At 42.0% G+C, this 12,735-nt stretch carries 7 protein-coding genes; 3 read left to right on the top strand and 4 right to left on the bottom strand.

Annotation, left to right across the window (positions count from 1 at the left end; translation table 11 throughout):
• Positions 1-16: 16 nt before the first annotated feature.
• The 3 genes from V7K46_RS08065 to V7K46_RS08055 all read right to left on the bottom strand — a co-directional run bounded on the left by V7K46_RS08065 (position 17) and on the right by V7K46_RS08055 (position 4,991).
• Positions 17-1,558, bottom strand: coding sequence for a hypothetical protein (locus tag V7K46_RS08065; RefSeq protein WP_335112083.1), 1,542 nt, complete (start codon positions 1,556-1,558; stop codon positions 17-19).
• Positions 1,559-1,715: 157 nt separating this feature from the next.
• Positions 1,716-2,279: a hypothetical protein gene (locus V7K46_RS08060; RefSeq protein WP_335112026.1), complete on the bottom strand. Its 564-nt coding sequence runs from the start codon at positions 2,277-2,279 to the stop codon at positions 1,716-1,718.
• 171 nt (positions 2,280-2,450) lie between these two features.
• Complete coding sequence (locus V7K46_RS08055) at positions 2,451-4,991, bottom strand: beta strand repeat-containing protein (RefSeq protein WP_335112025.1); 2,541 nt, start codon at positions 4,989-4,991, stop codon at positions 2,451-2,453.
• A gap of 813 nt (positions 4,992-5,804) precedes the next feature.
• Between V7K46_RS08055 and thrC the strand changes: the two genes are divergently transcribed.
• Together thrC and V7K46_RS08045 are read left to right on the top strand one after the other, a co-directional pair.
• Complete coding sequence (gene thrC / locus V7K46_RS08050; RefSeq protein WP_335112024.1) at positions 5,805-7,115, top strand: threonine synthase; 1,311 nt, start codon at positions 5,805-5,807, stop codon at positions 7,113-7,115.
• Between the two features lie 88 nt (positions 7,116-7,203).
• The gene (locus V7K46_RS08045; protein ID WP_334797366.1) at positions 7,204-7,479 is read left to right on the top strand and encodes a ubiquitin-like small modifier protein 1; all 276 of its coding nucleotides are present in this window, start codon (positions 7,204-7,206) and stop codon (positions 7,477-7,479) included.
• Between the two features lie 845 nt (positions 7,480-8,324).
• On the opposite strand, the gene V7K46_RS08040 is transcribed toward V7K46_RS08045, so the two are convergent.
• Positions 8,325-9,980 (bottom strand): iron uptake porin, encoded by a 1,656-nt coding sequence (locus V7K46_RS08040; RefSeq protein ID WP_335112023.1) that lies wholly within the window; start codon positions 9,978-9,980, stop codon positions 8,325-8,327.
• A 325-nt stretch (positions 9,981-10,305) separates the two neighbouring features.
• Here V7K46_RS08040 and V7K46_RS08035 point away from each other — a divergent pair, with 325 nt between their 5' ends.
• Positions 10,306-12,687 (top strand): hypothetical protein, encoded by a 2,382-nt coding sequence (locus V7K46_RS08035; protein ID WP_335112022.1) that lies wholly within the window; start codon positions 10,306-10,308, stop codon positions 12,685-12,687.
• Positions 12,688-12,735 lie beyond the last annotated feature (48 nt).

The raw sequence follows: 12,735 nt of genomic DNA, 5'->3' as shown, positions 1-12,735 counted from the left end.
TGGTGCAGTCTGGGCTTCATTTCTTGACTGGCTCCTGGAAAGCGGGGGTAACTGCGAAGTTCATACGTACCAAGCCACCAGGCTCTAAACGCACTAGACGAGATTGGCTATTCCGTTCGCGGAATTTTTCGTTGGGAGCTAAGGTGTAACCGGGTACACTGCTGAGGTCTAGTACACCCGTATGGTTTCCTGGTAAGGCATTGGCTAAGGAAAACAAACCATTGGGATCTGTGGTGATGCGGTTTCCGTCCTCCAGAAAAATTACTGCATTGGGGACTCCAGGCTCACCAGCTTGTTGTTCCCCGTCAAAGTTTTTATCAATAAACACACGACCGATAATAGTGCCACAGTCGGAAACGATTCCTGGACGAATTTTTAACTGGTGTGTTGCAGGGCCATCCTTGGTGCTAAAACGGTTATCAGCCCGTTGGGCATTAACGATCGCACTGTTGCGACCGTTACCACGCAGAGCATCGGCTGTTAGTTGAGCCGCGTAAGCAATATTCAAGATTTTTTCTGTAGTAATTGTTACGTTTGTGCGAAATGTCACCGTGTTTCCATTGCGTTCTGAGGTGAGAGTGATTGCTTGACCATCCAACTCTCCCCGCACAGATTTAGGTAAGAACTGGAATCCTAAAGGTAAGTTGTCGGTGACAACTATATTATTCAAACCAGCATCAGCTAGATTTTTTACCGAGAGACGGTAGATTACTGTATCTCCAGGTTCAGCAGCAGCGCGATCGCCTGTTTTGATGATCTGTAACTGATTGGCTTGACACATATTTACAGTGAATTCAAAGGCTAATAAGTCCAGTCCCACTGTTTCTGCGTTGGGAACTAAGACAACTGTTTCCTCTAGCCTGGTCTCACCTGTGAGACTGATTGGTTGTCCATCCAGAGAAGTAGCGATGTATTGCACGACATTATTATTATTTTTTGCAACAATTTCAATCTTGATGCGCCGTTGTTTGTAGATAGAATTTGGCGGTGGATTGACTACAAAAATATAGCTTCTACCTGGATCAGTTTGACCTTTATTCGGGTCAAGTAGAAAATTGTAGAAACCCGCAGGGTTATTTGTAATGAAATATGGATTACTATTCTCGGTATTTGGCGGTTTACCGCCAGGAACATTGTTATTAGAAATATCCGGTAACTCAGTTCGAGTCAAAGCAAGCAAGCTGCCCAATTCTGTCCCCGTTGGGTCACTAGGGTTAAGTTCGTATACGCCAACTGAAAAACCTGTATAGTCAGGTAAAATAGCGCCACCACAACCTAATATTCGCCCTAAGGGGTCAATTAATGGATTAGAGTTAACCTTAAGCTGATTAGAACTTCCTTGATATTCATAATTACTAGCAGAATCTGTATAAGTATAAGTAGCTTGATTAGTTATTGGCAAAGACGCAGCCAGATTGTTAGTCGTTTGTGCTCTGGCTGGTATAGATATAGTAGTATGCAAAAAACTTACCAAAATAACGGTTGCTGTTAACCTTTGATACCAGATATTGTTATAAGGAATTTGCTTTTGTTTTTGAGTACGGCTCACTGAATACATTTCCTGTGGGATGCCAGTTTTATTAATAAAACTAATTAATTTTTGAAAAAAGTCCATAACTCTTAAAGGATATTTTCCACACCAAAGGATTAGTAATTCATAATTTAAAATCTCCATTACGAATTACTAAACTTCGGGGTTTTTGCATCTTATTAAGTCAACGCACTTGGGTTTGATAAGTCGCTTTGACTGTTGTTTTTGCTGCAACTAATGGCACTTGCAAACGGATATGGGTATAAAGATTCGCTGGTGCTGGTTTGGTTTCGACTTTGCCGTCAGGAAGAGCAACTTTAACAGTCGGATTTTCGACAAAGCTGCGTCCGCCATCAATGCTGTAAATAACTTTGGCATTGTTAGTAACAGTGGTTGATTGAAGTACGTACACCATTGCTTTAGGAATAGGTTGATTGAGAATCAAATTCTTCACTGGGCGATCGCTCTTATTTTCGCCAATCAAGGTATATCGCAACACATCTCCTGGTCGCACCACAACTTGACCTTTCAAAGGTTGCCATGTCTTGCTTTGCTTACCTTGTTGATCCTGTGCTACCACTTGCTTCTCAGCCTCTAAGCGCAATTGTATTTGCCCTTGAGTTTTGACATTTTGAGCGATCGCACTTGTAGAATGCCATAAAGAAGCTACTCCCGGCACTTGACTGACAAATGGAACTGTAGCAATGAGTGCGAACGCTCCTAAACCTGCAAAAGAAAGACGCTTCATATAAATAACCTCAAAAAACTTTCACAATGTCGATTGCTGATTTATCTTTCCCTGTTTTGGCTAGGGAATAATCAGTTTGTAGTTAGCGCTTCAGCCCTAAATCACTAACTACAAACACTTAGGAGCTATTACACCTCTGTTTGCAAACAAAGAGGGGTGAGGTCAAACTACCTAGTTAACCTTGCGTTGGAAGGTAAATGTTCTTTGAATACCTGGTGCAACCTGTCCGGTGGCAGTATCTACATACTTGGTGATATCAGTGTTAACTGTGGTTCCAGTTTGGTCGATGCCAGAGGTAGTAGCTGGATTACCATTGAAGAATTGAATAGTTGAAGCCCCAGAATCCTTAGCTGAACCAACAATGTTGCTAGTATCAATTTGAGTATTACTATCGTTGTCTAGCGCCCAGTTGTTGGGGTTTTGCGTACCATCTTCAGTAATCACAACTTTGTTAGCATTCAAAATCACGTTACCGGTTCCAGCTTGAGCATCAGAAATATTTTTGTACCGAATTTGGTACTCAATAATGTTGCCTGGAGCAGGATTTCTGGGTACATCAGCAATTCCTGGATTCGGATCAATAACAGTGCTGGTAACAGGATTTGTGTAAGCTGGTGTAGAGTCAAAATTATCTTGACCTGCACCAACTGCTGGCCCAGTTCCTTGTAAAACTCGTGACACTTTCACCAGTTGTAAGAAGCCAGTGTAGACGCGATCAATGGAGATGTTGTTGACTTCAACACCATCAAGTACACCATTATTATTACTGTCAATAAAGGCAGTAATGGGTACTGGGAAGCCCTTACCGATATCAGTCGATAGTTTCGTACCAGCTGGTAGGTCAATTTCTACACCATAATTAACACTGGCACCAGCAGCAACACCAGAGACTTTAATTGGTGTACCGGTTGTTATGGTAAAAGCACCAGTACCACTATTGTAGGTATAAACAGCAGATTGATTGTTATAACTAACAGTCACCTTTGTACCAGTTGGCAAATCTGTAGCAGTTGCTGGTGCGGTTGGCACTATTGTAATATCGTTAGGCGCAGTACCGTTGTTCTTAATTGTGTTAGTGAAGCCAACTGATTGCGGGTCAAGTGTACTACCAGGCGCTGTGTTGGGAGGAACAAAGGCAGATTTGTTGGTGAAGTCATCGTTGTTCCCCGATGGGCCAGTAGCATCAGGTGCATTATTCGGCCCATTTAAAACTGAGTTTGCCGTGGCGACTGAAACAGTATAAACGTTGACATCTCCTGTTACAGAATTAGCACCTTGGTTGTTATTGCCTGTGTCAGTTTGACCAGGGGGAACTGTTCCGGGATAATAGCCAGAGTCAGGTGTAGTAGGAAAGGCTCCAGTGGTGGGGTTGATATTATCTGGGTTTTGGTCACCTGAATCGTCAAAGAGTAGGGGACTAGCTGGATCACCAGCAGTTTTACCGAACACTTGAGCGATGTTGTTAATATTTGTCGGTGTAGTTCCTGTGATTCCAGTGGTCGTTACTTGTACTGTAAAGCCTGTAACGGTTGTCCCAGTGGCAACTGTAGAGATAGAGCTAGGATTGTTAATAAAACCAACTCGTCTTACTGTACCGCCTGTTACTTGAGTTTTGTCAGTTTTCCATAGAGCCTGATCAGCAGTTGTAGTTGCAGGATCTTCGCCAGCATAAACCACTATCCACCCTGGAGGAGCGGTCGGAGTCCCATTAAGAGTTGTGGATGCTGGAAGTGCATCAGAAACTAAGATGCGAGTAACTGCACTACCATCTACATTGATATTTGTACCAGCTAAAGCTGCGGGTGTTAGCCCCCGATTGGTTACGTCATTGCTCTCAACTCGCAAGCTTAAACCATAAGTCAGGACATCATCATTGAGTACGGAAGCATTACCAGGGTTGTAGGCTGTCCGAGTTTTGAGTATTGTGGCTAGAGCAACGGTTTTAACAGTGTTGCCCACTTGAATTTGCTGGGTAATACTAGCTTCTCGTGTACCGTTAACTGGTGCGCCAGCAACTTCCCCAGGACTTCCATCAGCGTTATCTATAGTATAAACGTCACCACCATCGGGACTCCGCAGTTGGTTTTGGGCATCACCAGGAGTGTTACCAAGGGTAACTTTGATTACGTCACCCGATTGAGCGCCAGTCTGTACAGTCACTGGCACACGCACCAACACAGTACCGCTAACCGGAATTGAGGGTGTATCTACACCACCTGCTGTTACATTTGTCCAAGTTGCACCGCCATCGGTGCTGTATTGCAGTGTGCCACTAGCTGGTGTTACGTTATTTTTATCAGCAGGAAGTACACCAGAAACTGTACCAGGCCCGGTTGTTGTTGCTTGGTTGGGAATATGGAATTTGGTGGGGTCGTTACCTACGTTCGTTAAGGTGTAGGTGTAGGTTAGTAAATCGTTAATTGCAACAGAGCCACCATTGTTATCTGTAACACCCGACGCAGTAACGGTGATACCAGCAACTTCTGCCACAGTTACAGTTACAGTGTTAGAAGTGGCATTTATAGTTGTCCCTGGCGCATTAGGATCTTCGTAGGTCGCTGTTGCTGTGTTACTTATAGCTTGACCACCAGCTGTACCGTCAGCTAGTACAGGTGCAATAAATTGGAAAAGGCTACTAGTTAATAATGCTGTTGCTACTAGAGATTGATAACGCTGGCGCTGCTTGTTGAGAGATTTTTTTCGGTTTACCATAGAAACAGTTTGTTTATTTGCTGAACTTGTATCTTGGGTTTTGAGACAGGATAAAGTTCAGCAATTCCTTAAAGAATTACCGACTAGACCTGCCCAAAACCTTAATGTTTCGGGGAGTGCATATTTGAGGAGTTAACTTATTGACACTCCTAAAAAACTATCTTGAGGCAATACGCAGAAATAAATTGCTTACTTGTTTTATCCTTACCGTTGATTATCAAGGCTGGCAATCGCAAATAGGGGTAACTTACTACTGTGTGTTGCTGAATTGTCTATGCAAGTAGCAATGTAACTTTTGCAGCAAAAAAAATCTTCCGTATAAATAAGTAACTTCTCTAGCTGTGAATGAGTGCATCAAAGCCGAAAAATTAACTTTATCTTGGCAACACACATAGCAATTTTAGTGATTTAATCAGACGCTAAAAACACTACAACTTATATATGTAAATGCTTTTGAGTTTTTGCTGTCATATATGCATACTACCCTGTGGAGTCATTTAGATAAAAAATAAAAATAGAAGCTTAACTAAGTGATTCAGATCACTTAAATGGGATAGTGATTGAAATAAATGCAAATTCATCATAACTACAATCCAATTTAATCATATTACTCCTCAGTGTTAAAACTGAGTTTTTATTAAATGGAAAATTGAAATCTAAATACTAAATAAAGCAAATAATTACTGGCATGAAAGTTTACAATAACAATTTACTTCAATACCAAACATACCCGACAGTTTTTGTCGGGTATGTTTGACTGGTATTTTTGCTCGTGTTACTATCAGGCGACAGACAAACAGGGAAAGCTAGTTTATGACTCAGGCAATCAAAACCCAAACTCAAACCCAAACCAGCACTGCCTACTTTCAAGCCTTGAAGTGTAAGGAATGTGGTGCAGAATATGAACTCAAAGCCAGTAATGTTTGTGAGTTATGTTTTGGGCCGTTAGAAGTCAAGTATGACTACAGCGCCCTACGTCTAACTGTCACTCGTGAAACAATTCAAGCTGGGCCCAATTCAATTTGGCGCTATCGTCCCTTTTTGCCTGTCGCAACTGACAATGTTATAGATGTGGGAACGGGTATGACTCCCTTGGTTCGTTCCCACCGTCTTGCCCGTCGCCTGGGTCTAAATAAGCTTTATATAAAAAATGATGCCGTTAATATGCCCACCCTTAGTTTTAAGGATCGGGTGGTGTCAGTTGCCCTCTCCAGAGCGCGGGAGTTGGGTTTTACTACTGTTTCTTGCGCTAGCACTGGTAATTTGGCAAATTCTACAGCTGCGATCGCAGCTCACGCCGGTTTAGACTGCTGTGTGTTCATCCCCGCAGATTTAGAAGCCGGGAAAATTCTGGGTAGTCTGATTTATAGTCCCACCCTGATGGCCGTCAAGGGCAACTACGATCAAGTAAATCGTCTCTGTTCGGAAGTTGCTAATACACATGGGTGGGGTTTTGTCAATATTAATCTGCGCCCTTATTACTCTGAAGGTTCCAAGACGCTAGGCTTTGAAGTCGCAGAACAACTGGGTTGGGAACTACCTGACCATGTTGTTGCTCCCCTAGCTTCTGGTTCACTATTTACAAAAATTTATAAAGGGTTCCAAGAATTTGTAGAAGTTGGTTTGGTAGAGGGTAAGAATGTTCGTTTCAGTGGCGCTCAAGCTGAAGGTTGTTCACCCATCGCCCAAGCCTTCAAAGAAAAACGCGACTTTATTAAGCCAGTGAAACCGAATACAATTGCTAAGTCGCTGGCGATCGGCAATCCAGCAGATGGCATTTATGCTGTGGAGTTAGCCCAGAAAACTGGTGGTAACATTGAATCAGTCAATGATGCAGAAATTATTGATGGCATCAAGCTGCTGGCAGAAACCGAAGGCATCTTCACAGAAACTGCTGGTGGTACAACCGTGGCTGTGCTGAAAAAACTAGTAGAAGCTGGCAAAATTGATCCAGATGAAACTACCGTGCTTTACATCACTGGCAATGGTCTGAAAACCCAAGAAGCATTACAAGGCTACGTTGGCGAACCCTTGACTATTGATGCCAAACTCGATAGTTTTGAACGGGCGCTAGAGCGATCGCGTACTCTGGATCGCTTGGAATGGCAACAAGTCCTCGTTTAGTTAGGATTTAGGAGTTATAAGTTTTTTTATTCATGACTCCTAACTCTTAACTATATTCCTCACTCTTCACTCTTAACTTTGTAGTTGTATGGCTGTAACAGTTTTAGTTCCTACTACTCTTCAGAATTTGACTAATAATCAAGCTACTCTAGAATCCAACGGTAGCACCATTGCTGAATTGTTGGACTCCTTAGAACAAAGCTTTCCTGGTATTAAATCCCGGTTGTGCGATGAAGAAGGCAAGCTACGTCGGTTTGTAAATTTTTACGTCGATAGCGAAGATATCCGTCATTTAGAAGGGATAAATACACCCCTAAAAGATGGGGATGAAGTAAGTATTGTCCCCGCTGTCGCTGGTGGTTAATACAGAGAACACCAAATAAAGTAGAAGGCTGACTAGACAAACCTTTGAGAGATTGCCTCGTTCCCAGTCTCAGACTGGGAATGCTGATTAAAATAATTCGTAATTCGTAATAAAACTAAATTTTTTTGCTGCAATTCATAACTAGACCTTTCGAGTAACGATTAATTTGTGCTGATAGTAAAATTTATAGCTGATAAAAATCTCAAATTACAAAGAAATTAATATTCGTGTCTTATTAGTAAGTATTTGGCAATTTGGCAGGTTGTGATTAGAGTCTTTTGATATATTACATAAATTACCAAGATGTTTTTACTTATTATACAGAGGACGGGCTAACTCCCGTCTTTTTTGTTGCTAATTATTTTGCATTTTAGCATTATATTACAACCAAACTATGATATGTAGCAATCCTAAACCTCATCTATGTTGAGAACCGTAGTTTTTGCCCTCACCCTAAATCCCTCTCCCAAGTAGGGGCAGAGGGACTTCTTTCCGGCTCCCCTTCTCCCAAATTTGGGAGAAGGGGCTGGGGGATGAAGGTTTTTTGTTTTCATACGGAAAGAACTACAGTTTTCAAGGTGGATGCGGTTTATTTGATTTGTGAGAATTGCAACCCGCAGATTCGCGACAAGTTTTACGAAGTTGGGGATCTTGTTTCTGTACGTTTAATTCAGGATTGTTATATCTTTAACATCTAATTTTATCTCTTTTGAAAATTAGGCATGGGGGATTGAAAAAGAGATTTTCATTGTTTGTTGCGCCCAATTGGGTATAAGCGCCTGTCAACATAATTAATAATTATTGGGTTAATACTTAAACTTTAGAATATTTATGTGCAAACAGAATTAAAAACTAAAAGTACTCCGCAGAAGACCGATAGTAACTGAGTCACTATCTGGTGTGTTACCAGGCTCTATGATATGAATTATTCCTGGTGTAATGCTGATGTTATCTGTTAGCTGGAAACGATAAAATGCCTCAATTTGAGTGGTTGTTCCTGGTTGTCCACCTGCACGTCCTAAACCAGTATTAATAAAATCAGGGACATTATTCCCTACAGGTAAGTTGCTACTGGTGATTTTAGGAGGTTGACCGACATAAATTCCGCCCAAATTTCCTTTAGCAAATAAATCAGGGAAATTTAGAAATACCATATAATTCGTCGTTTCTACATTTCCCGATCGCCCAGGAATGTAAGATTTAGTATAACCACCCCATGCACCTGCGCTAATATGGGAGGAAATTTGCCAAGTTACAGTTGCACCCACAGCGTTCGTTTGCAGGGGTGCTGATTTTCCGGTAGCGGTATTAACTGTAGTTAAGCATTCATCGCCAACAAAGGTTAGTAAACAACCATCCGAAGAGTAATTGTTAACGTAATACAAACTTAAATCTAGAGTATCGGTTGGTGTCAGCAGCAATTGCACGCCTGTAGTGGTGTTTCCATCAAATAAACCGCTACCTTTACCGGGATTTCCTGGTTGAAAACTAGTATAAATTGCCTGCAAACTAGCGCGTTTAGCAAATTGCCAATCAATAGCTATACCGCCGTGACCGTATCCCATATTTAAAATTGGGTTTCTTTGGGCAAAATAAGACAGCGACCCTGTTGCAGCACTTTCGACTCGATTGGGACCTCGGAAAGCAGCTGGCATACTTACGCCTTCTGTTCCCACCATTACTGCTAATTTATCTGTCACCAGCCAATGAAAATTGAGGTCACTTACAATCAAGCTATCTGTAGGAAATTCGTAGCCAAGTAAAACATTATTCCGAGAAACACTATTGGTAAATCCAAGCGAACTTTTTCCTCTACCATCTAAAAGACCTGTAAACAAGTAACTACGGGGAGTGATTTGACTAGTTAAATACAGCTGCGCCAGGGATATAACATTAGTGTTTGTCGCTGTATCATCTGTATCTTTTTTTCCATCTCTAGGATTCACATCACCACGATTGCTAGTCCGTCCTTGAATGCCAACTATTAGTAGTCCACTGAGTTTGGTTGTTGTTGAGAATTGGTTGGCTTTGATTTCGGCGGTTTTGGCTTCTAAACTATCGACACGACCCCGCAAAGTTGCTAATTCAGGGGCAAATTCTGACTGCAATTTTTGTAATATTGCTAAATCTTCGCGAGTGACTAAATCGCTGGTGGCTGTAGTAAGTAATTCGTTGACTCTATCTAAACAAGCATTTACACCCGCAGCAAATTCATACCGACTTAAAACACGATTACCGCGATAACTGCTATTTGGATAGCCGACTATACAACCATAGCGTTCTACCAAAGACTGTAATGCTTGGAATGCCCAATCGTTAGGTTGTACGTCCTTGAGTTGAGAAACCGATGTAACTTGCGCCATCGAATCTTCTGGGGAGAGGGAAGAAGAATTTAAATCTATACTCTCCTGCGCCTGAGTAGTTTCTGTGTCTGTATACTCTTGTGCTAATACTTTTTGTGCAACTCCATTTACTCCCGCAATTAGTAACCATGCAAGCATCCAGGTTTTGCGATGACTGCGGTTAATAAGTCTACATTTCAACTTTTTACACTCTGCTCACATACTTAAGTGAAGAGTGTATTCGTGATCATCTAGCGTTCACATGGGGAGATTTACGGATTTTGGACAAAATTAGACTTAATCCTTCTGGGCAACTTCTGAAAGGACGAGTATAACAGGATATTAAGTACTGGGGACTTTTAAGGGGCAGAGGGGGGCAGGGGAGAGAGGGGATAGAGGGAGAAATAAATAATACCCAATGCCCCATGCCCAATACCCAATGCCCAATGCCCAAAAATATCCACTGGATTGATTGAAAACTAATATGGCAAACCGCTCACGCAAGCTGACGCCAAAAGCCTCTAAACTAAATAAACCTCATGCAGGTGCGATGAAACGCATTGCTAAAAAACCCCAGAAAAAGCTCAAACGGGGAAGTTGGTTGTCGTCAATGCTAGCGATGTCTACGACGGGCTGCGCCTACGCAATTCTGTTGAGTAGTGCTAGTCTAATTATCGCTTTTGCCTGGATTAGCGTTCTCTTCATCTTCAATCCAGACCAGGTAAGCTGGCTAAATAAAATTTTACCCGCATGGGCACAAATCCCCCTTGGTAAGCACGAACGTCCTCAAACTCTCAAACAAATTCAACTCAATTTAAGTAAAGAAAACAAAATATTTGGGGAAACTCTGCCTTTACATCAGGATGCGAAAAACTTATTTTTACTACCAGTCTTTCAACAGCGTGTTAATTGTCAATCTGATTGTAAACAACTTGTGGAACTCAGGGTTTACGAGCGCTCAGAAGAGTTAGAGTTTAAATCTCAGTCAGAAAATTACTACTATTTAGCAACTCAATTATCTGTAACTGAACCAGAAGAATCCTTTGTGATTTCTCCCTTACTTGATGGGACATCAGAACCCCAAGATATCAGCATTCCCATACCTTTAACTGAAGTGCAACGCTTTGACGGTGGGACACCATTATCAGGGGTTTGGTTTAATTTGCGAGGTCAACGCCAACAAGGAACTGGTGCGATCGCCTATGGTGACATCGTATACTACAATCCAGAACGCACCAATTTACTACAAATGTTGTCTTGGACAAGCCCTAACGGACAATTGCCCAAATGGCAGCAGGTAACTGGTGATGGTACAAAAGAGTTAGTTGTTGATCAAACTATAGGTTTAGAACCGTATTTACAGGTTTACCAAGTCAAGCCTCTGAAGTTATTCCTCAAACCAATTCAATTGGAGGCAATTACTCTCCAATCACCAGCCCTCAAGGATTCTGCATACCAAAATGCCTTGTCAATTGCCCGTAGTGGACTGTGGACACCAGCCTTTGAATGGTTGAAATTCATCAAAAAACAGCGCAAAGGAGTTTTGCCAGAAGTGGCGCAAGCGCAAATGGATTTGATTCGCTTGCATTCCCAACTTACTAAAACCCAAGCTGATAAAAATTGGGCAAGTCCTAGTCAAGAAGTGTTAGCAGATTTGATTGATGGTCGTTGGGGGAAAGCTTTACAGGTGTTTGAAGCGTCGCCACATAATGCCCAAGAAATTGCTACCCTACTCAAAGCTGATAAAAAACGGTTGTGGAATCGCACAGCGGCGGCGTTGCGGGTAAACCCAAATAGACTAGAGGTGCAAGCTTGGTTCGCTTTGATTTTAGCAGTTCAGCAGGGAGAGGAACATGCTAATTCCTGGTTAAAGGCGCAACCAAAAATTACAAAAGATAATCTTGTCTATATTCAAGGTCTGTTAGCAAGACTCAACAATCAGGGTACAAAGTCGCAAATATCCTCTACTCACCCTAGTCAAATTGTCGGTACAGTGCAACCAATTACTCAAGTTACCAGCACCGAATGGCTGCAATCAAATTCCCCAGCGAACTTGAAACTCACAGATAACCAAGTTTGGTATCAGGTAGAGGTTAGTGCTTTTCATGATGGGAAACGCTGGCTAAATTCCCCTTTTGAGAATTTGAACCCACCCAAAACTGACGCCGCCAAATTTTTCTGGAAAACTTTGGGAATCACTTCTGACCCTGAAATCCAGATTGTGGTCTGGTTGCCAAATGGAGAACAACGAATTACTATAGCCGCTATCAAAGCGGTGCAACTACGGGGTAAAGTTTTGCGCCTATTAGCTGCTGGCCCAAAAACTCCAGAGAATCAAAACGGTGTTCTTCAACCCAAACCTTTAGCTTTAACAAATGCAGCACTGGAATGGGTGCAACCATCTCCAATAACTCTACAAGAACTGCATCAACAAAATCCCCAAGGGGTCAAGGTAATGTTATCAACTGTGTGGCAATCTTTACAACAATCTGGTGAAGTTTCGGCTGGTGCTATTCCTAGCTTTGAACAGATGCAGGAAAAGTTGGGTGATTGGCCCGTTCAAGTGATTGATTTAACAAATAACGCTAAACCAGAAATAATACTAACTATCTCAGCAGCAGCAATCGCATCCTTGAATCAGCCTACATCTGGAATTCAGAGGGAAAACACAGAGCAACACCGTGACCGGACTATAATTTTGTCTGATAGCAATGAAGTCATTTACACTGATTTTACAAGAAATCACTTCCAAAGGCTCTCTGCGATCGCCAAGCTTTCTGGGGTGCAATCCTTAGCTTTATTAGTAGAAAATGCTCATAACTACAGTTTGAGACGCTGGTCAGAGAAAAATCAGCGCTTTGAATAGCACGCCTGTTACTCAAATTTACCCTTTCTCAAATTTAAATTAGAGAGG

The sequence above is a fragment of the Nostoc sp. genome (assembly GCF_036917395.1).
Taxonomy (GTDB): domain Bacteria; phylum Cyanobacteriota; class Cyanobacteriia; order Cyanobacteriales; family Nostocaceae; genus Nostoc.
The sequence above is the reverse complement of the archived record's forward strand: the minus strand, read 5'-3'. Positions and strand labels throughout refer to the sequence as shown.